This is a genomic window from Paraglaciecola sp. G1-13 (genome assembly GCF_055809255.1).
Genome location: NZ_CM147903.1, coordinates 3,086,929 through 3,112,391, shown reverse-complemented (window position 1 = coordinate 3,112,391; position 25,463 = coordinate 3,086,929). Strand labels below are relative to the sequence as shown.

Annotated in this window: 24 protein-coding genes and 1 pseudogene; 13 read left to right on the top strand and 12 right to left on the bottom strand. The window is 42.7% G+C overall.

What is annotated here, in order from left to right:
• The first annotated feature begins 281 nt into the window (after positions 1 to 281).
• The 3 genes from AC0L6N_RS13180 (at position 282) to AC0L6N_RS13170 (ending at position 5,300) form a co-directional block, all read left to right on the top strand.
• Positions 282 to 3,182, top strand: coding sequence for a TonB-dependent receptor domain-containing protein (locus AC0L6N_RS13180; RefSeq protein ID WP_473475113.1), 2,901 nt, complete (start codon positions 282 to 284; stop codon positions 3,180 to 3,182).
• 89 nt (positions 3,183 to 3,271) lie between these two features.
• Complete coding sequence (locus AC0L6N_RS13175; RefSeq protein ID WP_473475112.1) at positions 3,272 to 4,918, top strand: sulfotransferase; 1,647 nt, start codon at positions 3,272 to 3,274, stop codon at positions 4,916 to 4,918.
• Between the two features lie 109 nt (positions 4,919 to 5,027).
• Positions 5,028 to 5,300, top strand: a complete 273-nt coding sequence (locus AC0L6N_RS13170) for a hypothetical protein (protein ID WP_041713938.1) — start codon at positions 5,028 to 5,030, stop codon at positions 5,298 to 5,300.
• A gap of 342 nt (positions 5,301 to 5,642) precedes the next feature.
• Here AC0L6N_RS13170 and AC0L6N_RS13165 read toward each other — a convergent pair whose 3' ends face one another.
• Positions 5,643 to 6,617, bottom strand: coding sequence for a class I SAM-dependent methyltransferase (locus AC0L6N_RS13165; protein WP_473475109.1), 975 nt, complete (start codon positions 6,615 to 6,617; stop codon positions 5,643 to 5,645).
• A 518-nt stretch (positions 6,618 to 7,135) separates the two neighbouring features.
• Here AC0L6N_RS13165 and AC0L6N_RS13160 point away from each other — a divergent pair.
• From AC0L6N_RS13160 to AC0L6N_RS13120, 9 genes are all read left to right on the top strand, one after another.
• Entirely contained in the window at positions 7,136 to 7,900 is a 765-nt protein-coding gene (locus AC0L6N_RS13160; protein ID WP_011575747.1) for a DUF3450 domain-containing protein, read from the top strand.
• Positions 7,901 to 7,905: 5 nt separating this feature from the next.
• On the top strand, positions 7,906 to 9,258 hold the full coding sequence (locus tag AC0L6N_RS13155) for a MotA/TolQ/ExbB proton channel family protein (RefSeq protein WP_473475107.1): 1,353 nt from the start codon (positions 7,906 to 7,908) through the stop codon (positions 9,256 to 9,258).
• Position 9,259: 1 nt separating this feature from the next.
• Entirely contained in the window at positions 9,260 to 9,784 is a 525-nt protein-coding gene (locus tag AC0L6N_RS13150; RefSeq protein WP_006993661.1) for a MotA/TolQ/ExbB proton channel family protein, read from the top strand.
• Between the two features lie 12 nt (positions 9,785 to 9,796).
• Entirely contained in the window at positions 9,797 to 10,198 is a 402-nt protein-coding gene (locus AC0L6N_RS13145) for an ExbD/TolR family protein (RefSeq protein WP_011575745.1), read from the top strand.
• A 1-nt stretch (position 10,199) separates the two neighbouring features.
• Positions 10,200 to 10,814 carry an energy transducer TonB gene (locus tag AC0L6N_RS13140; RefSeq protein WP_006993659.1) on the top strand — a complete coding sequence of 205 codons (615 nt, stop codon included), beginning with the start codon at positions 10,200 to 10,202 and terminating at the stop codon, positions 10,812 to 10,814.
• Positions 10,814 to 12,073 carry a tetratricopeptide repeat protein gene (locus AC0L6N_RS13135; RefSeq protein WP_011575744.1) on the top strand — a complete coding sequence of 420 codons (1,260 nt, stop codon included), beginning with the start codon at positions 10,814 to 10,816 and terminating at the stop codon, positions 12,071 to 12,073. The genes AC0L6N_RS13140 and AC0L6N_RS13135 overlap by 1 nt, the downstream gene beginning before the upstream one ends.
• 198 nt (positions 12,074 to 12,271) lie before the next feature.
• The gene (locus tag AC0L6N_RS13130) at positions 12,272 to 13,054 is read left to right on the top strand and encodes a hypothetical protein (RefSeq protein ID WP_473475104.1); all 783 of its coding nucleotides are present in this window, start codon (positions 12,272 to 12,274) and stop codon (positions 13,052 to 13,054) included.
• 278 nt (positions 13,055 to 13,332) lie between these two features.
• The gene (locus AC0L6N_RS13125; protein WP_473475102.1) at positions 13,333 to 14,838 is read left to right on the top strand and encodes an Hsp70 family protein; all 1,506 of its coding nucleotides are present in this window, start codon (positions 13,333 to 13,335) and stop codon (positions 14,836 to 14,838) included.
• A gap of 61 nt (positions 14,839 to 14,899) precedes the next feature.
• Positions 14,900 to 15,406: a DUF3087 domain-containing protein gene (locus tag AC0L6N_RS13120; RefSeq protein WP_473475100.1), complete on the top strand. Its 507-nt coding sequence runs from the start codon at positions 14,900 to 14,902 to the stop codon at positions 15,404 to 15,406.
• Positions 15,407 to 15,484: 78 nt separating this feature from the next.
• On the opposite strand, the gene AC0L6N_RS13115 is transcribed toward AC0L6N_RS13120, so the two are convergent.
• The 4 genes and pseudogenes from AC0L6N_RS13115 to AC0L6N_RS13100 form a co-directional block, all read right to left on the bottom strand.
• On the bottom strand, positions 15,485 to 16,237 hold the full coding sequence (locus AC0L6N_RS13115) for a sulfite exporter TauE/SafE family protein (RefSeq protein ID WP_473475098.1): 753 nt from the start codon (positions 16,235 to 16,237) through the stop codon (positions 15,485 to 15,487).
• Positions 16,238 to 16,310: 73 nt separating this feature from the next.
• Positions 16,311 to 16,505: a YwbE family protein gene (locus AC0L6N_RS13110; RefSeq protein WP_006993653.1), complete on the bottom strand. Its 195-nt coding sequence runs from the start codon at positions 16,503 to 16,505 to the stop codon at positions 16,311 to 16,313.
• A 33-nt stretch (positions 16,506 to 16,538) separates the two neighbouring features.
• Positions 16,539 to 16,790: pseudogene (locus AC0L6N_RS13105) on the bottom strand (endonuclease III); the annotation flags it as partial.
• Between the two features lie 155 nt (positions 16,791 to 16,945).
• Complete coding sequence (locus AC0L6N_RS13100; RefSeq protein WP_473475096.1) at positions 16,946 to 17,839, bottom strand: LysR family transcriptional regulator; 894 nt, start codon at positions 17,837 to 17,839, stop codon at positions 16,946 to 16,948.
• 99 nt (positions 17,840 to 17,938) lie between these two features.
• On the opposite strand from AC0L6N_RS13100, the gene AC0L6N_RS13095 reads away from it, so the two are divergent.
• Complete coding sequence (locus tag AC0L6N_RS13095) at positions 17,939 to 18,295, top strand: DoxX family protein (protein WP_348362158.1); 357 nt, start codon at positions 17,939 to 17,941, stop codon at positions 18,293 to 18,295.
• 156 nt (positions 18,296 to 18,451) lie between these two features.
• Here AC0L6N_RS13095 and nth read toward each other — a convergent pair whose 3' ends face one another.
• Genes nth through rsxA form a run of 7 tightly spaced genes read right to left on the bottom strand, consistent with a single transcriptional unit; the run spans position 18,452 to position 25,369 of the window.
• A complete protein-coding gene (gene nth, locus AC0L6N_RS13090; RefSeq protein ID WP_473475094.1) occupies positions 18,452 to 19,084 on the bottom strand; it encodes an endonuclease III in 633 nt (210 codons plus the stop codon).
• A gap of 34 nt (positions 19,085 to 19,118) precedes the next feature.
• Positions 19,119 to 19,817, bottom strand: a complete 699-nt coding sequence (locus tag AC0L6N_RS13085) for an electron transport complex subunit E (protein ID WP_473475092.1) — start codon at positions 19,815 to 19,817, stop codon at positions 19,119 to 19,121.
• A gap of 6 nt (positions 19,818 to 19,823) precedes the next feature.
• Positions 19,824 to 20,471: an electron transport complex subunit RsxG gene (gene rsxG, locus AC0L6N_RS13080; RefSeq protein WP_473475090.1), complete on the bottom strand. Its 648-nt coding sequence runs from the start codon at positions 20,469 to 20,471 to the stop codon at positions 19,824 to 19,826.
• Complete coding sequence (gene rsxD, locus AC0L6N_RS13075) at positions 20,468 to 21,541, bottom strand: electron transport complex subunit RsxD (protein WP_011575728.1); 1,074 nt, start codon at positions 21,539 to 21,541, stop codon at positions 20,468 to 20,470. The genes rsxG and rsxD overlap by 4 nt, the downstream gene beginning before the upstream one ends.
• Positions 21,542 to 21,549: 8 nt before the next feature.
• Entirely contained in the window at positions 21,550 to 24,222 is a 2,673-nt protein-coding gene (gene rsxC / locus AC0L6N_RS13070; RefSeq protein ID WP_473475088.1) for an electron transport complex subunit RsxC, read from the bottom strand.
• On the bottom strand, positions 24,222 to 24,788 hold the full coding sequence (gene rsxB, locus AC0L6N_RS13065; protein ID WP_011575726.1) for an electron transport complex subunit RsxB: 567 nt from the start codon (positions 24,786 to 24,788) through the stop codon (positions 24,222 to 24,224). The genes rsxC and rsxB overlap by 1 nt, the downstream gene beginning before the upstream one ends.
• On the bottom strand, positions 24,788 to 25,369 hold the full coding sequence (rsxA, locus tag AC0L6N_RS13060; protein WP_007989830.1) for an electron transport complex subunit RsxA: 582 nt from the start codon (positions 25,367 to 25,369) through the stop codon (positions 24,788 to 24,790). Before rsxA ends, rsxB begins: the two co-directional genes overlap by 1 nt.
• Positions 25,370 to 25,463: the final 94 nt, after the last annotated feature.

The window sequence follows — 25,463 nt, the reverse complement described above, 5'->3', positions numbered from 1 at the left end:
TTATTTTTAACATCGCTTACCAAATTGAGTCTTGGACGTGCATTCCTAGTTATATAAGTGTCGGGAGAACAGGTTAAACGTTATGTATTGTAAATATAAATTTACTTTTACCGCCCTATATTGGTATTTCATTCATAACTTTTGAGTATTAGATGTTCTAAAGCATTGACCTAGGCAAGTTTGTTTGGATACTATTCAGATGAGGTTCACTACCTTTATTTAATAAAAAATCGCATTAGCGAATAAACACTAAACACATATAGTGGTCCAGGGAGACATACATGTTTACAAACTCAAAGTTGACGAAGTCGATTCGTCTTGCTATGGCTGTTGGTACAGTTGCAGCTATTTCATCTAGTAATGTTTACGCACAGGAAACAGCTAGTGATACTGATCAAGCTTCAATCGAAAAAATTCAAGTAACAGGTTCTCGGATTCAGCGCGCCAATATGGTTAGTGCAAGCCCAGTTACTGAAATTTCAGCTGCTGATATCAAAGTAAGTGGTATTACTCGCGTAGAAGATATCTTAAATGATATGCCAGCAGTGTTTGCTGGACAAACTTCAGGTACAGCTAACGGGGCTACCGGTACTGCTACTATTGATTTACGTAACCTTGGTCCTGAGCGTACACTCGTTCTACAAAACGGTCGTCGTTTACCATCTGGGTCACCTTCTGCTGGTGGTATCAGCGCGGATGTTAACCAAATTCCAGCTGCACTAATCGAACGTATCGAAGTACTGACAGGTGGTTCTTCTGCTACTTACGGCTCAGACGCGGTTGCTGGCGTAGTTAACTTTATTCTCAAAGATGACTTCGAAGGTTTCTCCTTTGATTATCAACATAGTTTTTACCAACACGACAATGATAACTCTGGCATTCAAGACCTAGTATCAGGCTCGGGTTTCCCAGTTGCCAGCGGCAGCGTTGATGATGGTAATGCGAACGACTTCTCATTTTTGTTTGGTGCTAATACAGCTGATGGACGAGGAAACGTTACCATGTACGGTACTTTCCGAGATATTCAAGCCGTGGTTCAGTCATCACGTGATTACAGTTCATGTGCAATAAATGGCTCACCAGATGCAATGGGGTGTGGTGGTTCAAGTACTACTCCTTTAGGTCGTTTTACCGATTTTGACACATTTAACTATCAATTAAGCGGCGAAGAGTTTGTGCCGTTTACTGACCTGTATAATTATGGTCCTTTAAACTACTTCCAACGCCCAGATGAGCGTAAGACGTTTGGCGCTACTGGTCATTATGAAATTAATGAGCATGCAGAAGTCTATGCTGAACTAAGTTACATGGATGATCGCAGCGTTGCGCAAATCGCTCCATCTGGTAACTTCTTCAGTACAGATCGATTATTTTGTGGTAACCCGTATCTTTCAGATTCTCAATTCGATCTAACATGTGGTGCTGCAGGTTTAACTGATGAAGATTATTATGAAGGCTTTTATATTGGCCGTCGTAATGTTGAAGGCGGCCCTCGTCAAGATGATCTTCGCCATACTTCATTACGTGGGGTACTAGGTGTTCGCGGTATTATCGATGACAACTGGTCCTATGACGTGTTTGCTAATTACGGAACAGTTTCTTACCTCGAAACGTACCGTAATGAACTATCTGTTGATCATATGAAAAAAGCGTTAGACGCTCGAATTGATCCTGATTCAGGCGACATTGTGTGTGCATCAGTCCTAGATGGGAGCGATCCTAGCTGTGTAACATGGAATATTTTCAGTGAAGGCGGAGTCACAGACGAGGCATTAGCCTATTTAATTAAGCCTCTTTACTCTCGCGGTGATACTAAATCAACGCAAGTGAGTGGTTATGTAACGGGTGATTTGACCGACTCAGGCATTGTTGTTCCGGGCACATCAACGGGTGTTGGTGTTGTAGCTGGTTTTGAATATCGTAAAGAACAACTTATTCTTGAACCCGATTTTGGGTTCACATCTGGTGACGGCGCAGGTCAAGGTGGACCGACTGCAGGTGTTCGTGGTGACTTCAGCGTTAAAGAAATTTTCGGTGAATTAAACGTTCCTTTATTAGAAGGAAAAGAGTTTGCTGAAGAACTAACATTAGAACTTGCATATCGTTATTCTGATTATTCGACTGATAAAACAACGAATACTTACAAATACGCAATGAACTGGGGGATTAACGACCAAGCACGCGTTCGAGCCAGCTTCCAACGTGCCGTAAGAGCCGGCAACATACGTGAGTTGTTCCGTCCTTCTTCTCTAGGTTTGTTCAACATGGATATTGATCCATGTGGAGTAGACGGAGACTTTACATTGGCCCAGTGTCTAAATACCGGCCTTACAGAGGCGCAGTATCAAACGAGTGCTTTAGAAAGCCCTGCTGGCCAGTATAACAGTATCACTGGTGGTAACACTGAAGTGAACCCAGAAGAATCAGATACGTTCTCCTTCGGTGTCGCTTTATCGCCTGATTTCTTACCAGGTTTCACACTTAACGTCGATTACTTCAAAATTGAAGTTAAAGATGCCATTTCATCAATACCTGAAACAACTATACTTCAGTTATGTGGTGATACCGGTAACTCCGCGTACTGTGATTTAATCAATCGTGGACCTAACGGTAATTTGTGGGTTGGTACTTCGTCTATCACAGCTACTGATTTGAACATCGGTTACTTGAAAACGGAAGGCGTTGACTTTGACGCTAACTACGAGATGGACTTAGGTGAAGGTGGTGAGCTTAGACTTGGCTTTATCGCGACATTACTTGATTCATTAGCTACACAATCAATTCCTGGTGGCGACATCGACGAGTGTGCTGGCTACTGGGACCGTACTGTATGTGGACAGCCGACCCCAGAATGGCGTCATAATTTGAAAGCGACTTGGGTTTCACCTTGGGACGTGAATGTGACGGCTACTTGGAGACATATGTCTGAAGTCAATGAGTACGAAGGTGTTGGCCAAGAAGATGGTCCAGGTAAAATTGATGCTCAAAACTATCTTGATTTGAGTGCTAACTGGCAAGCGCATGAGAATGTTAATTTACGTGTTGGTGTGAATAACATTTTAGACCGCGATCCACCTATCATTGTTAACGCGCCTTCTGGTACGGGTAATGGTAATACTTTCCCTGGATTCTACGATGCTTTAGGTCGTTATGTATTCGGTGGCGTTACAGTAACGTTCTAATTACTGATTTACCGTTTAAAAGGTCGGCTTATATGCCGACCTTTTTTTTGACATTTTAAATATTTAGAGTTTTTAAAACGAGAATAGATTTGCAAAATGTAGGATTGGAAAAAATAGTTGGCTTATTTGAATCGCTCAAGTTAGACGAGGCGGAAGAGAGTTGTTTAGCCTTGTTAAAGCAGGATAATCTTGAAAAAGAATCGTTATATATCATCCTCCTAGAGATATCAAAAAAGCGAAAAGATGACGCACTTACTTTTCGATACCTTGAGATTCTTATTGAACTCAATAATCAGAAAACGTGTTTCTATTACGAGAAGGCGGAACTTTGTTACAAGAGGGGAATGATAAAGGAAGGCATATCCTGCTATGAGAAGTTAATTGCTATAAGGCCTGACTATGCAAATGCAAGATATAACTTCGCTATATATTTAAAGAGATGCGGTGAGCCTAATCGAGCATTAGAAAGTTATCGTGTGGCGCTATCGTTAAATATTGATAACCCAAGCGAAGTTTATTTAAATATGGGAGTGACATACGCAGGAATTAACGATGCTCATAATGCGATTGAACATTATTTCAAAGCTCTGAAAGTTAACAAAAGTTATCTACCCGCTATGTATAATTTGGGGGGGATATACGAAGAGCTAGGAGAAAAAAATCAAGCTGCTGAACAGTATTTGAAAATTTGTAGCCTTGAACCTGACAATATTAAAGCACTCACCAGATTATTATATCTAAAAGGTGACCAAGCGTTAGGTAGCGAAGAGCTTCAGAGGCTCGAATCGATCCTAAGAAGGTCAGGTACAAATATTTCAAATATTGAATTAGAAGCTTCTTATTTTGCTTTAGGTCATAGCCATGATGTAGGTAGAGATTACCCTAAAGCTTTCTACTATTTTACGCTTGCAAATGATCTAGGAAGCAGGCGTGTGGATAAATATTTACCAATTCGGACTGAAAACGAAACAATAAAAATTCTTTCACATTTTACGGAGCTTTGGCGCGAAAAAAATCAACTTGATAATGATTTCGCTCCAATATTTGTATGTGGCATGTTTAGAAGCGGTTCAACTTTAATTGAAAGCTTATTATCAGAACATCCCCGTGTAGTACCGGGCGGAGAGCTTAACTTTTTACACCAATCAATTCGAAATTTGGAAGTTGACATTACGAATTTAGGAAAATCAGAGCTCAAAATAATTTCAGAAAATTATCGAAACCTTGTCTCAAAGGCAAACATACAGAATGGATTAGTAGTGGATAAACGTCCAGATAACTTTAAATATATTGGCTTAATTAAAGCTATTTTTCCAAACGCTAAAATCATCTGTACTGATAGGAATACCATAGATACTTGCTTATCTGTGTACTTTCAACAATTGGATTCATCATTGGGATACGCTGTTAAACTTGAGTACATTGCACACTATTATCAAGAATATAAAAAGCTTTTACGCCATTGGCAGAATCTTTTCCCAAATGATATTTACGTAGCTGACTATGAGCGTCTCGTCGACTTTCCTATGGAGGTGTGTACTGAAGTGTTCGAACACTGCAATTTGGTTTGGGATGACGATTACTTAAACTTTTATAACAGTAATAGATTAGTTAAGACCGCTAGCATATGGCAAGTTAGGAAACCTCTAAAAAGGGGCGTTTCGAGAAGTCAAAACTACAAATCTGAAATACATCATATTAAAGCTTTCGAGGGTTTTAATTCTACAGGCCAATAGAATGAGACTAATTTGAAAAGTAGATTGTTGTTTGATGGTGGAAATTATAAGATTGAAACTCAAATATAATAGACTTAAGTATATAAGTCACAGTTAAAAGGGAATATTCATGATTTTCAAAAAAATTATTGTTGTTGGTTGCATTGCACTAGTTTCAGCTTGCAGTACCAATAATAACGCAGACCAAGTGGAGGCTGAAAACCAAGAGAGTGCTTCAGCAGCTAGTAACACAGGTGATTTACGCTGTAAAAACGTCACGGTGACTGGAAGCCGTTTTCCTGTGAAGAGATGTACTACTGCAGCTCAAAGAGCCAGAGAACTAGAGGATGCGAAAAAAGTCTTAAATGATGCGCGAAATAATGTAGGTGCACAAGGTAGTTAACAGTAATAGCTCAGACCTGATCTGACAGGTAACTACATGTAATTTTCGTGGAGTTCTGGTTAGGTTCGAGCTAAATTAACTTTATACTTTGCAACTATCAATGGTCGTTCTGTTAGAGTCTGATTGCCTTAAATTCTCAAGCTCATGCTAAGCATTGAGGTAGTCTCTTAGAGCTCATCATAACTTGTGTAGTAAGATCTTGGGGGGGAGAGTCAATTTGAATGACGAAGTAGATAAATTATTAAAACTCCAAAAGGATTAAATGTTAACAGACACCTCGTGTATGGTTTTGTAATAGTTAACGCTTGGCTTTAGCATGGTTTAATTACACAACAACGATTACTAAAAGACCTCAATTGCCCAAGCAAATGGTTTAAAATTTCGATTAGCGCTCAAAACATCGATTTTAACGTTTCTAACCCCATTAGCTGTAAACGCTTCGACTGCTTTGTTCAACGATAAATTATTGAGTGAACTTTGAAGCATCAAAATCATTCTTTCTTGATAATTGGTTAACTCTTCTTCCATTTTAGTTAGCCAATGCAACACAGCAGACGTATCGAACCGAGTTAAATTTTCATACATGTAACGCGTGTCGTTAAATAGCCTAAGTAACTGTCCCCCAGCTGCATATGGTTGCCGCGTTACCAAATCAGAGACGTCATAAAGCGCATTCCTAAATGTTGCATCAATTTTTATGGAAAAATCTCCAGACATTTTGTCATCTTTTGCGTTAAAAGCACGCCTAGCATGTGCAAAAAAATCAATATCGCTTAAAGCATATAAGACTTCTAAGTTACGCTTACATTCGGCTTGAATAGCGCCATCTTGGTAGTGACATATAGCAATAAACCTACCGTCTTTACGCAATACACGACTGCATTCTTTAAATGCGCTGAGTCCACAGTACTCAATTCCAAATTGACTTACGATGAAGTTAAATGATTCATTTTTAAATGGGAGCTGTGCACAGTTAGTTTGCAAAACTTTGCTAAGTGGATATTTTGATTTAACAGAGTGTAAAGCAGAATAAGATAAGTCTGCAGAGTAAAATTCAGACAGTTTTTCAGGCAATATACAGTCTTGTCTAACCAAAGTTTCAAGCAATGCTCCCCCACCAGAGGCTATGTCTAATAACTTATTTCTCTCCAGCGAGATTGCACTGAACCTATTTTTCCAAAAATGGTTTAGGGTTTTTACGTGCGTTGCATTAGCATCATAAGCAGCGACATCAGACGTTTTGCCCCAGTGATTATTCCATGAATTGTTGTTCAGTTGTGATTTCAGGGGAACAGCAGAAGCCATAATATATCCCATTATTGAATGCTCCACGGGATAATAGTGCGTTATAGCAGACATTAGTATTCACAAAAGTATCACGGCAGACGCTCACCTCTAGCGGTTGATGATTTAATTAAGTCTTGGAGAAAATGTAGGTTCTTTTAAGTCTAAAAATTTTATTTATATTACAATACGGAAAATTCATGGGTATTCATTTAAGTATCAAGTTTTCTTATTTTTATAACTGTTAGTACTTACATTGTATAAAAAATAATCTCGTTTGGTCATGTAAAGCCAGTTTTGTTCGAAATTTGAGTAAGAACAATGAAAAACAGTGAAATCTCTATGCATTTAGTTCAGCTACTTTGTCGCTTAATATGAATGTGTCACCTTGACAATTCGCAGGGTTCCATGTGAATATCTTGAAGTCTTAGTGTTAAATTCCATTAATGCTAAGCCCCTATAACTTATAAAGCTTAGAAGCCCCTTGCGACGTTTTTTTACCTGTCGGCGAGGATCCAAAACAAGAAAATTGGTTGGGAATTATGTCCAAAATGAGCAAGAGAAACCTTATTGCTTCTACCGTTATCGGTGCACTAGCACTCGGTAGTAGTGCTGTTGTCTCTGCAGACCCGTTGAATGATCTTCATAAAGAAGAGTCAAAGATTCACGTGGATGCAGCGAAGTCTCAAGAAAAAATTAACAAACTATACGAGCAATCGTTAGACATCTTTTCTGAATATCGCCAAGTTGTTGATGAAACAGAAAACCTTAAAGTTTATAACGACTATCTAGCAACTTTGGTTGCAGACCAGCAGCGCGGTATCGATTCTCTTCAACGTCAAATTGACGGTATTGAAGGTGTTAAACGTGGTGTTGTTCCATTGATGTTCAGAATGATCGATAGTTTAGAGCAATTCATTGAACTTGATATTCCAATTAACCTTGAAGAACGTCGTGCTCGTGTTGAGCGTCTTCGTGACGTTATGGCTAATTCAAACGTAACTACGTCTGAACAGTTCCGTCAGGTAATTGAAGCTTACCAAATCGAAAACCAATATGGTCAGAACATTCGTGCATATCAAGGTAAACTTGATTTCGAAGGAACTGAAATTACGGTAGATTTCTTTAACCTAGGTCGTACTGTTTTAGCAGCACTTTCTTTGGATCAGAAAAACGCTTGGGTGTGGGATAATGACGCGAGAGCTTGGCAGAAATTAGGTGATGAATACCTAAGCTCTGTTGTAACGGCTGTTCGTATGGCCAACAAACTCGTGCCAGCTGACCTAATCAAACTACCCATTAAAGCTGCGGAGTAATATCGATGAAAACAATCTATAAATCAGTATTAGCTGCGGCATCGGTAGCTTTATTCGCATCCTCAGTGCATGCGGCTACGTCTCTAGAAGACTTACTGCAAGAAGTTAAGAAAAATCGAGTTTCTGAAGCTCGCATCAATAAAGAGCGTGAAGCAGAATTCCAATCTGCACGTGCCGATAAACAAGCTCTTTTGAGAAAAGCGCAATCTGCTCTTAAAGCTGAACAGACTCGTGGTGATAACCTTGCCAAGAAATATTCAGATAATGAAGTAGCCCTTGCTGAGAAAGAGCAGGAGCTTAATCAAGCAACCGGTACCCTTGGTGAAATGTTTGGTGTTGTTCGTCAAGCATCTTCTGAAGCATTCGGTCAGATTTCAACATCTATCGTAAGTGCTGAATTCCCAGGTCGTGGCGAGTTCTTGAAGAGCATGTCAGAAGAGTCTAAAGGTCTTCCGAATATTCAGGAATTAGAAGACTTATGGTTCGCACTTCAAACTGAGATGACTGAATCAGGTCAAGTATCACGTTTTCAAACTGAAGTTATCAGCTTGGATGGTGGTTCTACTACACAAGAAGTTGTACGTGTAGGTACGTTTAACTTGATTGGTGACCAAGGTTACTTGGTATATGATGATCAAAACGAAATCGTTCAGCCTCTAGGTCGTCAACCTGACGGTTACCTAGTTAGCTCAGCGCAAGATTTGCTATCAGCTACATCTGGCTTAGTGCCTTTCTACGCAGATCCATCACGTGGCGGTATTCTTGGCTTGCTTAAAGAAAAAGCAACTATGTCTGAGCGTTACCATGCTGGTGGTGTAGTGGGTTACGTTATTACAGCAATGTTGATTCTTGGTCTTCTTATTGGTCTTTATAAGATTATTACTCTGACTATTATCAGCGGCAAAATGCGTTCTCAGTTAAACAACACTGGTAACCCTTCAAATGGCAACCCTCTTGGTCGTATCCTTCAAGTTTACAAAGATAACAAAGCAACTGATGCTGAGAATCTTGAATTGAAACTTGATGAAGCGATCCTTAAAGAACTACCTAAGATTGAAAGCGGTATTAACATCATCAAGATTTTCGCAGCAATCGCTCCGTTACTTGGTTTGTTAGGTACGGTATTGGGTATGATTGCAACGTTCCAACAAATTACTTTGTTCGGTACGGGCGACCCAAGATTGATGGCTGGTAGTATATCAATGGCGTTGGTAACAACTGCTCAAGGTATTATTGCGGCATTGCCACTGATTCTTATGCACAGCATCGTTGCTGGTCGTAGTAAATCAATCGTTCATATTCTAGATGAGCAAACTGCCGGTATTATTGCGGCACACGCTGAGTCGGAGAAAGCCTAAGATGTTATACCTGATAGAACTATGGGAGTCTGTCAGGGACTTTATCGCTGCCGGCGGTGACGTTTTATACGTTGTCGCCCTAGCGCTCTTCTTAATGTGGGTTTTGATGATAGAGCGTTATTGGTACTTAGCTTCCGTATTCCCTAAAATGAGAAAAGAAATTGTCTCTAATTGGGATGCTCGAGAAGATACTACCTCTTGGTATGCGCATAGAATCCGTGACGCATGGATTTCGCAAGCATCCGATGGACTTAGTGCAAGAATGTTGTTGATTAAAACTCTTGTTGCAATGTGTCCACTAATCGGTCTTTTAGGAACGGTTACCGGAATGATCGGCGTTTTCGAAACAATGGCAACACAAGGCACAAGTAATCCGCGCCTGATGGCTGCTGGTATTTCAATGGCTACGATTCCAACGATGGCTGGGATGGTCGCTGCTTTATCTGGCGTATTTTTTAGTTCTCGTCTTGAGGCGAAAGTAAAAATGGCTAAAGAAAAGTTAGTTGACAGTTTGCCCCATCATTAGAGAGAGGAATTTATGGCTCGCAAAGTACGTGTTGAAGAAGAAGATGCTGCGATAGACATGACGCCGATGTTGGACATCGTGTTTATCATGCTGATCTTCTTTATTGTAACGACTGTTTTCGTTAAAGAAGCGGGCATCGAGGTTAACAAACCTGGTGCTACGCAAGCGATTATGCCCAAGAATGCCAACATCTTTATCGCAATTACTGAAGACGGTGACGTCTGGATGGATAAGCGTGAAATTGATGTTGACAGTGTTCGTGCTAATTTAGAGCGCCTGATGGCTGAACAGCCTTCAGATGTTGTAATAGTTCAAGCTGACGAAAATGCAGAACATGGTGTGGTGATCGACGTAATGGATCAAATCAAAGCTGCAGGTATAGATCGCATTTCTATTGCTGCGAAGGGGAACTAATATGGGACGTTTAATTGTTTCTGTACTCCTTGGTGGGGTAATCGCGTTTGTATTATTTGTTGTCATGGCCAAGTTAATTGCTAACTCGTCACGTCCAGCAGATAAGGTACCACCTGCGCCTGTAATTGATATTGTCATGTCTACACCGGATGATTCTACTCAAACTAGAACTCGTGTACCGCCTCCGCCTCCGCCTCCGCCCCAGCAGCCTCCTAAATTGGAGCCAGTTGAGCCGGATACAGCAGATGCTAATACTGATGGCTTGAGTTTTAATATGCCAGCTGTCGATATTGGTGGAGCTTCAGTTGACATCGGTGGTGTTGGTGCAATGCAACGAGATGGCGATGCAACACCTATCGTTCGAATTGAACCTAAGTATCCTGCACAGGCTGCTCGTGATGGCAAAGAAGGGTGGGTTAAACTGTCTTTCACCATTAATGAAGTTGGTGGTGTTGAAGATGTCGACGTTATCGAAGCTGATCCTAAGCGTGTATTTGACCGTGAAGCTAAACGTGCACTGAGAAAGTGGAAGTATAAGCCTAAGGTTGAAGACGGTAAGCCTATGAAGCAGTTCGGTATGAAAGTTCAGTTAGACTTTAAGTTGGATCAATCATAATGAATAAATATTTTAAAACATTGTTGGTTGGCGCAACGTTTGCTGCTTCTACATTAAGTTCCAGTTTCGTTAGTGCTCAGTCCGCAGCGATTGTTTGTCCTGGTTACAAACGTGGCCCTACAAATATTCCTAGTGAGCGAACCGGTAAAAAAGTTCAAAAAGCGTTCGAAGCATACAACGAAGATTTGGTTGATGAAGCCCTGTCTATTTTGTATGACATTGATACGTCGCAGACTTTTGACCGTGCTTTTACAGACAGATTTATCGGTAACTTGTTAGCGACTAAATCTGAATCTGGCCCCAAGGCCTTAGAATATTTGGAAAAGTCAGTAAACGCTAAAGCGCTCAATGACACTGAACAAGCTGGTACCTTACGTTTAATTGCAGATCTGAACATGCAAGAAAAGCGTTATGAACAAGCTGTTAAGCGTTATCAAGAGTGGATGGACTTTACCTGTAAAGAAGATGCTGATGTGTATCTTCGTATGGGGCAAGCGCTGTATGAGACGAAAGCATATGCAGATATGATTTCGCCTCTGAATAAGTCTATCGCACTGGATGATAAGCCCAACAAAAATGCATATGCATTGAAGTTGACCTCTTATTATAGTCGTAAGATGTATAAAGAAACTGTGGAAGTCGCTGAGGAAATGGTGAAAATCTTTCCTGACAACAAGGCGAATTGGACGCAGCTTGGTTTCTTCTACATGTTAGTTGAAGACTATAAGAAAGGTTTGTCTACGTTCGAAATGGCTTACGACCAAGGTTACTTGACGAAAGCAGCGGAAATTAAGGCATTGACTCAGTTGTACGCAACTAATGAGATCCCTTACAAAGCCGCTGTGGTATTCGAAAAGAACGTTGAAAGTGGTTTGATCAAACGTGATGATAAAGCACTAACTAATCTTGCGAACTCTTGGCATCAGGCTAAGAATCATTTGAAAGCTGCCAAGTACTATGGCGAAGCTGCTAAGATGAATTCAGACCCTGACCTTTATCGCAAACAAGGTACGTTATTGCTAACGGCTGAAAAGTACAGTGATGCACTTGCTGCCCTTCAAAAGGCATTGGATGAGGGCGCAGATGATCGCGGTCGTATTCATATGGCCATGATGGAAGCGAACTTTTATACAGGCAAATACAGAAGTGCTTACAAGCACGTCTTAGAAGCCAAAAAGGACAAATCAACTTCACGCAGTGCGAGAAGTTGGGAACCTTATATAAAAGAGAAAGCGAAGAATCGCGGTATTACGCTTTAGTCATACTAGACAGTAGTTGGTTAAAAAGGCTCCCTTGTGGAGCCTTTTTCGTTTCTAAAGCCCGTTTATTTGTCTATTGATGTCTTTTATCTCGAGACTTTTATACTTGATCAGTGCGTTATACATTAGGCGAATATCTGATAGTTTAGGAGTTCTGATAGACTACGAATTGAAGATGAATAATTTAAAGAGGACATTATGAAAAAAGGATTAGGATTTTTAGTTTTATTATTATTGCTTGCCGTAGGCGTAGCTTGGTACCTACTCAGTGGTGCGGGGGATTTCATTCGTACCCAAATAGAGGAGCAGGGGAGTGACTTTCTTGGTACTAGAGTTTCCGTTGCGAAAGTTGAATTAGCGCTTGCAGATGGCCGCATGAGCATTGGTGGCTTAAACGTAAAAAACCCACAGGGTTTTAGTGGTGAAAATGCGTTTAGCCTGGCAGACATCACCCTTGATATCGGTGAGGTACTCAGCGAGCCTTACGTGGTACAAACTATTAAAGTGAATGCGCCAGAAGTATTGTATGAAGTCGATGCAAGCGGTAAGGGAAATCTACTTGTATTAAAAAATAACGTAGAAAGTAAACTTTCAAACACAGAAAGTAAGGCTGAACCTGAAACGACCGGCGGGGCTAATCCGTTGGTCATTGTTGAAAACGTAACTGTGAGTAACGTACGCCTGAAGTTAAATTTTGAGCAACTTTCTACAGGAGACTTAGCACTTAAAACTAAAGCCTACGAAGTCACTTTACCGACATTCAATGCGGGACCTATTGGGGAACCTAGTGGTATGCCTGCTGATCAAGTCGGTGCAGCCGTAGTAAAGAGTATGCTCGATAATGTCATGGCAGCTGCTAAGTCTGAAGCAAAGAAGCGGTTAGCAGAGGAAGCTAAAAAGAAAGTAAATGAAGAACTTGAAAAGCAAAAAGAGAAGCTGCTAGATAAGGCGGGTGATAAGCTCAAAGGCTTATTTAATTAGATTGCTCATTATCCCTCAGGGCAGTTGATTATTGTTTAGTGTACGCCAACTAAGTAATTAAACTGCTCTGTTACAGGGCCATTTAATCTTACCTTGACTTAACTAATTCAGCCTATGCATCTTATTACCCTGTAAAGCGGTAATTATGTGGATTCATAAAGCTATTTATCCTATTTGCTGTGGCAGCAATCAAAACATTTAATGAAGAAATAATATTTTTACTTTACACTCCTGCGCTTTGTCTTCGAATAACTAACAGTGGATAACGTACAGCAGATATGGCAGCGATAGGTATTGATTACGGAACCTCAAATTCAGAGGTCTCTTATTTTGACGGAAAACAACATCACTTCATAAAACTGGATACGGATCTAGAAGGTGCGCATAAAATCCGTTCGTCTGTCTTTATCTATTACGAGAATGAATTACCTACTCCTCCTGTCTCGATGATTGAAGCGAAAGTAGCGCAAATAAAACGTGCTATTAGTGAGCAAATCGACAAAGCGAAGGACGGCTATTACGAAGCCCCTGATCCAAAAGAACAGCAGCGTTACAGCGATCGAATTGATTCCCTTCGAGTGGAATTTCACAACTTGCCTGAGCTGCAACGTCGCGCAATAGAAATATTACTTAAAGATATGACGGTGCAAGATCTGCCGTTAAAGCAGCTCGTTGAAACGGGTAAATTTGCCTTTGGCGAAGAGGGGTTCAGACGTTATCTGCAAACACCTGATAAGGGGCGTTTGATTTACTCACCTAAGAATTTCTTAGGTGCAAATTTGGTGGCAGGGCAGCAGCACGCTTTTGTCGGTCTTATTGCCAAGCAGCTAGAATTCTTTCGTTTAAGCGCTCAAGATCAGCTCAACATGGCCGTCGATAGTGCTGTAATAGGGCGTCCAGTAAAGTTCCATGGTACTCGCGGTCAAGAGGGAAATGAGCAAGCGATAGAGATTATGACCCAGGCCGCTCAGCAGGCTGGCTTCTTACATGTTGAGTTTTTAGAGGAGCCTATTGCTGCGGCTTATCAAATTGAGCGTACCCTCGATAAACAAACCAATGTGTTGGTGGCCGATATTGGAGGAGGTACCACCGATATCTGTTGTATCACGTTATCACCCGATAAGCAGATAAACCTTGACCGTCAGCAAGACGTATTATCAGTGACGGGGGCGCGCTTAGGTGGAATGGAGTGTGATAAAAATCTCATAATAAAGAGTATTGCACCCACAATGGGGCGTGGCTTATTGATGCGTAATGGGTTACCGGTACCGCCTACCTATTACTCTGATATGTGCGCAGTAGATGATATTCCGAAGTTAAATCATTTCTTTTCTGAAGAATACTGGTTAGCTATCGCACAAACCAAATCAGATGTGAAGGAGCCAAAGCTCCTAGCGCGATTACTCACGGTTCAGGAGGATAAGCTTTCTGCGCGGCTGGTTAATTCATCTCGCTTGGCAAAAGAAATGCTCTCATCAAAAGACAGCATTACCTTACCCCTGCATTATGTTGAGCAAGATTACGATGTCAATATCGATATAGAGGCGCTAAAAAGCTCTATGCAGCCTTGGCTGTCTCGCGTAAAGGGATTGGTTAAGGAGTGTCTGCAAAATAGTGCACAAGAGCCAGAGATGCTCTTTATTACGGGTGGTATGAGTTTATCTCCGATTGTAAGAAAAGAATTAGGAGAGGTTATGTTACCGCACTTACCTTTAATGCAGGGAGATGCGTTTAACTCAGTGTGCGAAGGGTTAGCCATCCAAGCAGCTAAATTGACTGCATGATAGAGGTTAAGTTGAAGCGTAATTCGTCGATGTATCTACTGATCTCCAAAAAAGAGCTGTTATGCAACTGATCAACGTTAACAAAGAGCGTTACCGTCGCCACTTGAACTGGGTTATTGGTATGTGTATTTTTGGATTAGCTGCTGGTAGCTTGGGCATTTCACAGCTATTGATTGCACTATTTCCGGATCAAAGCGGCAGCCACTTTCATTGGAATCTACTCGGTGTCATCGTATCTAGCGTCACCATTGGTTGGTTATTAAACAAATATCGCCATCACGACTTTATGACTGAAGTTACCTATGTTTGGGAACTGAAAAAAACGCTCAACAAAATTAATCGCAAGCTACCTAAACTTAAAGCTGCAGCGGCAAAAGGTAACCTTAATGCCATGATTGCATTGCAGTATAGCTACTCTGGCTCGCGTTTATTGTGGGAATTAGACGACAATACCATTGTGATGGAAGAATTAATGATAGAGCAAGCCAAGCTAGATGCACTAATTTCACAGTACCAACTCACTCTGCATGTAGAAGACTACAACGATTCACTCTTGAAGGAATTTTGACCCAAACCAGAGGGGGGCTAACTCTTCCCCGCAACAGGTTTTCAAAACGTAAGTTTGATGGCAATGTCATAGCGCCAGCTATACGACCATCATAACGGCTGCAGCACCTGTAGCGGCCAATATTAACCAACGATACTGCTTCTCTGGTATGTATCTCACTATCTTGATGCCAACGAACGCCCCGATCGCAATAAAAGGCAGCAAGGCCAAGTTCAACGAAAATGAATTGAGAGAAATGGTATGCCAGCTGAAAATATGGAAGGGTACCTTAAACACGTTCACTGCAAGAAAGAACCATGCTCCAGTGCCAATGTATTCGTTTTTCGGTAAGCGCATGCTGAGTAAGTAAAGCGCCATGACAGCGGCCGCCAAATTACCAATCATACTGGTGAAGCCACCTAGCAACCCCATCAATACGGCAAACCACATGTAATCAGGGATAGTCTCTTTGTTGGCGGTTTCCATCCACAACATGATGGCTAGGCTGACAAAGATAATACCCCCCATCACGACGCGAAATAGCTGATCGTCTATATAACTGCCTATTAAAGTGGCTAAAACAACCCCCACCGCCGCTGAGGGAAACAACTTCATCAAATAAGACCAATTGACATGCCTTCGGTAATAGGTAACGGCAAATAAATCAGCCATGACAAGCAAAGGTAACATCAAGCCTGACGAGTCTTTGCCGCCAAAAATGATAGCCATAATTGGAATAGTAAATAAAGCGACGCCACCGACACCGGTTTTTGACATGCCTATTAGAAAAGCCGTAAGCAGTAGCATGCCCGCAGTGGAGTAGGTCAATGAATACGAGAATAAATCAAACATTAGCAGTCGCTATTCGTACCCAGGTAAGCGAAATGGCTGACCCTTTAAGGAGGTGCTTCTTTGCAGTGATAGTTTAATTGTGAATAACCTTAACCCGGCCCACTTGACCGTCTTCGAGCCTTACTTTAATACCATGGGGGTGGTTAGGGGAGTTAGTCAGAAGCCTTGCAACGGTCCCCTGTGTTAATTCACCAGAGCGCTGATGCTCTTTTAGCACAACTGACACCTCAGCCCCTATTTTTACGTTCGCACGTTTAGTGCCGTCCATTGTTTGTTCCTTCTCGCATTAAAACTAAGGAGATCATTCGTCTGAAGTTTTCTCTTTAAACTCACATAAATCTTCCACTATACAGCTACCGCAACGCGGTTTACGAGCGATGCAGGTGTAACGTCCGTGGAGTATTAGCCAGTGGTGCACGTCCACTTTAAATTCAGCGGGTACGACTTTTAATAGTTTCTGCTCAACTTGATCAACGTTTTTGCCCATGGCGAACTTGGTGCGATTCGATACGCGGTCAATATGGGTATCTACCGCAATTGTCGGCCAGCCAAAGTATAAGTAAGGTAGAGGTTATTTCTAAGCGTTTAATATGATTACATTCGAATATTTACCCACAATATATTGAATGTGTGAATTCTAAAAGTAGAGATATTGTTTTATTGAAATGCTTAGGGGTATTTTCGCTTCATTTATAATTTTTTCTAGCATCAAAGCGTGAGTTCTGAGAAGGCATTCCAAATTTCAGTCGCTACTGGACCAAGCATTTTTGATTTGTTTTTTATCAAATAAAATGGAAACGTACTTGAACATTTTTTATCTGCGACCCTAATTTTCTGTAAGGCTCCCGAAGCTAATTGATTAGAAATGAAGTGTTCAGGCAACATTCCCCAACCTAGACTATGGGATATGAGTTTATGCTTCGCTTCAAAGCTGTTTACGTACCAGCGCTTTTGTCCTGTTTGTGTGTTGAAATAATTGTCCTGCGTTATTTTACCTGTGTCTTTCACTATGATCTGATTTTCATTGACAAGCGCTTCTATTGAATCCAATGGTTGATATCTTTCTAGCATTTGTGGTGTTGCTACGTTAATCAACTCACCTTCTGCGATCTGTTTTGAGAAAAGTTCGCTAGACTTGGCTAAGTAATCAATTGGGGCACCAGTCACGGCTAATTGTGCTCTACCTTCCGCCACAAGTTGTAAAGCGCCGGTCACATATTCTTGAGTTAACGAAAGTTGAGTCGAAGGGAATCGGTTCTTTATTTGTTCAAATACCGGAAAAAGCGGTTCAATAGGGAATGCTGCTTCAATAGCAATAATGACTTTTGCTTCATTTCCCAGATTTAAATGATTTGCATATTGTTCAATCAATGATACCTCTCGAAGGGCTTTAAGCGCCATTTGAAAAGTAGTTTTACCCGCGTTAGTTAAGCTTAACCTATAGCTATCTCTTGTGAACAGTTCCAATCCGAGTTGTGTTTCTAGCTGCTTAAGTGAATGGCTTAATGCGGGTTGTGTTTTGTTTAGTTTACTTGCTGCTGCCCTTAGTGACTTTTCTTCTGCAATTGCTTTCAACACTTTTAATTGTTCTATTGTAATCATGATAAAAATTATGCATCAAGTTTATGAGTTAATATCAATATATGTTAACTAAATGGTTGTTTATAGTCTACGCACTGAAATTGATAATCTTGAGAGAAAATGATGAAAAAAATATTACTTTGGGTGCCGCTGGTACTACTTGGATTGGTAATGATTTTGGCTGGTGGAGCCAAATTAGCTGGTTTACCGGAGGTACACGCTAGTTTTGCAAAAATGGGGTTGCCACAGTGGTTTGGGTATTTTATTGGGCTGGCTGAGTTACTCGCTGGTATTGCAATGTTTGTCCGCAAGTGGACCACACTGGCCGCTACTGGAGTCATTCCAGTAATGATTGGTGCTGTTTACTATCATATTGCTTATGAAGAACCTTCAGCAATTCCTGCTCTGATATTTATCGCTTTGGCAGTTTACGCGATTTTTATTCGTAAAAAAGATGCGATTTGGTATCCGGTATAACCTACAAAACGTATTTTATACATAAAAAAAAAATGTATTTTCTTTTTAAATTTGTCGCATTAGGCACAACACAATGTGCCTAATACGGTTAATAACCATGGTGACGAAAATTCTATAGTTGAATGGCAGTTTAGCGCTTTAAAAGCAAACGATTAACTAATCTACTTTATCTTTAAATTCACACAAATCTTCAATAATACAAGAGCCACAACGCGGCTTGCGCGCAATGCAGGTATAGCGACCGTGAAGAATTAACCAGTGATGCACATCTACTTTGAATTCAGCGGGTACGACTTTTAATAGTTTCTGCTCAACTTGATCAACGTTTTTGCCCATGGCGAACTTCGTGCGATTGGATACGCGGTCAATATGGGTGTCTACTGCTATAGTCGGCCAGCCAAAGGCCGTATTAAGCACCACATTTGCTGTTTTGCGACCAACGCCAGGTAATGCCTCTAGGGCTGCGCGATCCTCTGGAACCACGCTGTTATGTTGCTCGATAAGCATCTTGCAGGTTTTGATCACATTCACGGCTTTGGTATTAAACAGCCCAATGGTTTTAATAAACTCTTTTACGCCATCCACGCCCAAGGCGTAAACAGCTTCAGGTGTATTGGCTACAGGGAACATCTTGGCCATGGCTTTGTTAACGCTCACGTCGGTCGCCTGAGCTGAGAGCAAAACGGCAATCAGTAGCTCGAAGGGACTTGTGAAGTTCAATTCAGTTGTAGGGTGCGGGTTAGCATCACGCCACCTCGTTAACATCTCTACACGTTTCTGTTGGTTCATCTACGAGTAATGTCCTGTATTCGTCAAATTTCGCTTAGGTTTCGGCAGTGACACGAGCACGCTGAACGACTTTGGCTTCTTGTTTGGCTGCAAACATACGTTCAAAACGCTTATCAAGTATGTTCTTAGCGGCGATCAGCAAGCCCATACCTAAGAATGCCCCTGGAGGTAAAATGGCAAGTAAGAAGGGGGAATCTGTAGTGAAAATTTTCACTTTTAAACTGGTTGCCCAATCGCCTAACAGCAGGTTAGCTCCGGCAAATAAAGTACCGTAGCCAAGCAGTTCACGTATTGCCCCCAAAAGCACAAGCACCACGGTAAACCCGAGCCCCATCATCAACCCATCGAATGCGGCATAGCCAATAGGGTTTTTAGAGGCGTAAGCTTCAGCTCGGCCGATAATTGCACAGTTGGTCACAATAAGAGGAATGAATATACCAAGCGCCTGATACAACTCGTACGTGTAGGCATTCATTAAAAGCTGCACGACAGTGACAAACGCGGCAATAATCATGACGAAAATAGGAATTCGGATTTCATTTGGCACTAGGTTACGAATAATCGATACGGTCGCATTTGAGCCAATCAAGACCAAGGTCGTGGCTAAGCCTAGGCCTAGACCGTTGGTAACGGTCGCAGTAACGGCAAGTAGCGGGCACAAACCAAGTAGTTGTACTAGGGCCGGGTTATTCTTCCACAGGCCTTGCCAACTTAACTGTTTGAATTCATTCATTCTATTTTACCCTTGTGATGCAAGTTGGCTGCGACATTCGTTGCTGGCAGAAAAAATCGCCTCTTTGTTAGCTTGATAATACAGCGCGGTATTTTTAACGGCACTTACTACTGCCCGCGGGGTAATGGTTGCACCGGTGAACTGATCAAACTGACCACCGTCTTTTTTTACGGCCCAGTTGGATGCATTGTCTTCTGTCAGTTGCTGATTGTTAAAGCCCAAAACCCAATCACTGATACGTAAGTCAATTTTGTCACCTAGGCCTGGTGTTTCTTTGTGGTCTATCACTCTTACACCGGATACGGTTGCATCCCCTGACAACCCCACCACGAGCTCAATACGCCCGCTATACCCATTGGGAGCAGTGGCTTCGATGACTGCTGCAACTGGCTCGCCAGCTCTGGTTGCCCGGTAAATATGCTGCGGACTGTTGCTGCCAAGGTATGCCTGTGAGGTGACTAGCACACAGTCATGCTGCATCAGGTTATCGTAACTACCCCTTGGAACAAGTTCATCTAGGATCGCCAACAACGTTTGTTGACGTTGTAGCTCTATTTGTTCTTGTGTTCCGAAATAGGTGAGGGCAATCAAGCCGCTGGTAATAATTGCAAACAAACTTAGGATCAGTCCATTTTTGGCAATAACCTGCTTCATTTTGGCTCTCCCTTAGTGCGTTTTGTGTGGCCATAAGTGCGTGGGCGGGTGTAATAATCAATGAGCGGTACTGCCATATTCATGATTAAAACAGAAAAGGCAATTGCGTCAGGATAACCGCCCCATGTGCGGATCACATACACCCAAAACCCAATGGCAGCGCCAAAAATAATACGCCCTTTATTGGTGGTTGATGCGGATACAGGATCTGTCGCGATAAAAAATGCACCGAGGATCAAACTACCGTTAAAAATATGGAATAACGGAGACGCAAATCGGTCTGCATCGACTAGAAACATTACACCGGCACATAGAGCAGCGCCTGCAAGCATGCCGCCTGGAATATGCCAATTGATGATCTTAGCGCGTATCAGATATAAGCCACCAAGCAGGTATCCAGTGCTAACCCACCACCACCCAATGCCTAAACTGCCGTCAAAAATGGCCGACTGGAGTCCTTCTTCATAGGTTAAGCCCTGGGCAAGTCCTGTTTTAATGGCATCAAGAGGCGTTGCCATGGTATGACCATCTGCAGCGCCTTGCAGCTGAGCTAGGCTAAAACCATCGGCACTAAAGCCAGTAAAGACTGCATAGATAGCGTCGATAAGGCCGGGTTGATGCGCGGTGAGACTTTGCGCAGGTAGCCACTGGGTCATTTGTACCGGAAATGACACCAACAACATGACGTACGCCGCCATTGCCGGATTAAAGACATTGAAACCCAGCCCGCCGTATAATTGCTTAACCATGGCAATCGCGAAGAACGTGCCGATGACAATCACCCACCAAGGAGCAAAAGGTGGAATGCTGATAGCCAACAGAATAGCGGTTAATATCGCGCTGTAATCTTTGATAGCGCGCTCGAAGTTGCGCTTACGCATTTCTAATATTGTCGCTTCAGTGACAACCGCCGTTATTACCGCGAGTGCTATTTGCACCAACACCCCAAAACCGAAAAACCAAGTTTGCAGTAAAATGCCTGGTATTAATGCATAAATCACCATGCGCATAACCTGACCGGTGTTGCGTCGTACATGCTGATGAGGTGAACTGGCTAGTTTATAATTCATTGGCGCTTTTATTCTTCTGATGATTTCATTTGAGCCGCCTTTTTAGCTTTCGCTTTCGCTACGGCAGCAGCGATGCGGCGTTTCTTCTCGTCTAATGCGTGTTCTGCATCAGTTACTTGGGGCTCTTGGGTCTGTTGAGCATCTTGAGCCTCCGGTGAAGGCGTAATAGGTTTGTCATTCGGACTTTGCGTTTCACCCGACGTTTGGTCTTTAGCTAATTTTTTCGCTTTCGCTTTGGCTACCGCAGCGGCAATTCGTGCCTTTTTCTGTGCGGCAGGATCAAGCTCCTTAGATCCATGCTGTTCAGGTGCTTTATCTACCGGCTCTTGAGCAGGCTCACTGTGGTGGTTAGAAATCGACTCGGATGCCAAGCCGCTCTCGGCTGATGCATTCTCTATTACCTTTTGCACTTTTTTGGTTTTGGCTTTGTCGATAGCGGCTGCAACACGCTCATCTTTCGTCTTACCAGCGTCATTACTCTGTGTTTGTGCGTTCGGTTTATTTAACGAACGAATAGAAGCGCTATCAGATGCAGTAGTGGGGGCATCAAGCGAGGCGTCCGACTCAGTGGGGGGATTCGAAGCTAAATTTTCGGCAGATTTTTGTGCTTTTTTAGCTTTCGCTCTAGCAATAGCCGCTGCCACGCGCTCATCTTTGGCAGTACCAGATTTTTGGCTTGCGGTCTCTGCGCCTGTTGCTTGTGAGTTTTCCGCTGTCTTGGGCTGCGTTTCATGCTCAGAGCTTATATCAGCCTCCACCGGCGCCGAACGCTGTGCTTTCTTGGCTTTCGCTCTAGCAATAGCGGCTGCCACACGATCATCTTTGGAAGTACCAGATTTTTGGCTTGCGGTCTCTGCGCCTGTTGCTTGTGAGTTTTCCGCTGTCTTGGGCTGCGTGTCATGCCCAGAGCTTATATCAGCCTCAACCGGCGCCGAACGTTGCGCTTTCTTGGCTTTCGCTCTAGCAATAGCCGCTGCCACGCGATCATCTTTTGAAGTACCAGATTTTTGAGTTGCTGATTCTGTGCTTGTCACTGTCGCGGACTCAGCTGCTTTGGGCAGTGTTGCCTGTTCAGAACTGACATCTGGATTATTTGCCGTTGTTTGTACCTGCTCAGCCTTTTTAGCTTTGGCCCGGGCAAGCGCTGCGGCGATTTTATCTTGAGCGTCATTGCCTTTATTTTGCATGGCTGACTTGCGCGCTTCGGCTGCTTTGCGATGCTTTTCATCTCGGGCTTCTTGTTCTCGCACTAAGCGTGCCGCTCTGCTTTCAAAGCGCTCTCTCGCTTTGTCTGATTTTTGCTTTTCTTCTTGCTCCACTCGAATTTCGGCTTTCGCTACGCGGTAATAATGCACAAGCGGAATTTCACTGGGGCATACATACGCACAAGCGCCGCATTCTATGCAATCAAACAAATTGTAATCCTGGGCTTTGTCTAACTCTTTGGCTTTGCTGTGCCAGAATAACTGTTGTGGTAACAGGGATACAGGGCACGCATCAGCACACGCGCTACAGCGAATACAAGGTTGTTCCGCTTCAGGCTCAGCTATTTCATCAGATGTGGGGAGTAACAAACAATTTGTTATCTTAACCACGGGCACTTGATCGCTTGCCACGGTAAAGCCCATCATAGGCCCACCCATGATAATGTGTTTTTGCGCCTGCCTGTGGGCCACATAACCAGCAGAGGAAAGCAAATGCGCTACAGGGGAGCCGATCAACGCCCAAACATTTTTTGGGGTTTCAACTGCCTTGCCCGTAATTGTGACTACGCGTTGTATTAGCGGTTTGCCACTAAAAATCGCATCAGCAATAGCAAAACAAGTTCCCACATTATGCATGATCACCCCTACATCTATGGGCAACCCTTGTTTGGGGACTTCTCTGTTTGTGATGACTTGGATTAGCTGCTTCTCGCCACCCGCGGGGTATTTGGTCGCAATAGGAACGACTTTATATTGTTCGCTTTGCTGGCACGCGACGCGCATCGCTTCTATAGCTTCAGGTTTATTGTCTTCAATCGCGATATAAACTTGCTTAGGGGATAATAAATGACATAAGACATCGATACCTTGACGTATTTGCCAAGCGTGCTCCCGCATCAAACGGTCATCAGAAGTGATGTACGGCTCACACTCCACACCATTGATAATAATGAACTCGACATCTTTCTTCGGTGCCGCTTTTATATGCGTAGGAAACCCCGCACCGCCCATCCCTGATATGCCTGCATTACAAATCGCTTCAAGCACTGATACTTTGGGCAGTGATTGATAATCTTGTAATGGGCTTAAGAGTGCCCATTTGTCTAAATTATCAGGCTCAATGATAAGTGTTTGCTCGGGTAACGCAGACGGATGCGCTGAAATATGTGGACCGATACTCACAACCGTGCCCGAAGTAGGCGCATGCACCGGCACTGAAAATGGGTTTGCACTTCGCGTCAGTGGTTGGCCTTTTAGTACTTGCTCGCCTGGCGCAACGATTAATTGTCCTTCGACTCCGATGTGCTGCTTAAGCGGAATATACAGTCGTTCAGGCAGTGAGATACTTTCGATCGGTTGTTGATTAGATAATTCTTTTTGCTGTGCAGGAAAAACCCCGCCGGGGAAATCCCATAATTTGTTGTTCTGTACACGCGTCACGATGTCTTCGTAGGCAGGAATTAGTTCACGATTCATTAGCTCACCTGCTTAACGGGGATACTTTCAATGTTCCAGCGCCATGATGATGGCGTGGTCTGCGTAGGGATCATGTCAATACAATCAACAGGGCAGGGGTCGACACATAAGTCGCAGCCGGTACATTCGTCACTTATTACGGTATGCATTTGTTTGGCGGCGCCTAAAATCGCGTCAACGGGGCAAGCTTGAATGCATTTTGTGCACCCTATACATTCATCTTCGCGAATAAACGCGACTTTTTTTATGTCTTCACTGCCATGAGCCGCATCAAGAGATGTGGCTTCAACTCCCATCAAATCGGCAAGACGCTTTATGGTGGCGTCTCCTCCGGGGGGGCATTTATTGATATCATCACCATCAGCAATGGCTTGGGCGTAAGGTTTGCACCCCGGGTACCCACACTGACCACATTGGGTTTGTGGTAATAGTTCATCGATTTGTTCAACTAAAGGGTCGCCTTCAACCTTAAAGCGTATTGACGCGAAACCGAGTATGGCTCCGAATACTAAGGCAAGCAGCCCTACTGCGATAAGTGCGGTAAAAATGGCCCACATAAAACTCATTAAAATTTCACCAAACCAGTAAAACCTAAAAAGGCTAACGACATTAACCCTGCGGTTATCATGCTAATAGAGGCGCCTTTAAACGGCGCAGGTACATCTGCCACTGCTAAGCGCTCGCGCATCGCAGCGAACAAAATGAGAACTAATGAAAAACCAACGGCTGCACCAAACCCGTAAATAACCGATTCAATAAAGTTGTGATCATGGTTAATGTTCAGTAGCGCTACACCCAATACCGCGCAGTTCGTAGTGATCAACGGCAAGAAGATACCTAACAAGCGATATAACGTAGGGCTGGTTTTGTGCACGACCATCTCAGTAAATTGTACCACCACAGCAATAACAAGAATAAAGCTCAGTGTGCGCAGATACTCGATGCCTAAAGGCAACAAAATGTAGTGTTCAACCAAATAACTAGAAAGTGACGCTAGGGTTAAAACGAAAGTGGTCGCCATGGACATACCAATGGCGGTTTCGAGCTTCCCTGAGACTCCCATAAAAGGGCATAAACCAAGGAATTGAACCAATACGAAGTTATTAACTAGCACGGTTCCGATCAGTAAAAGTAAAAATTCAGTCATGTTGATTGCAACCTAGAAGCAATATCAAAATAATGAAACCTGTTTAAAGTAGTGCGTTAATGCGGCAATATCGGTCCACGGATAAACTAGGCGT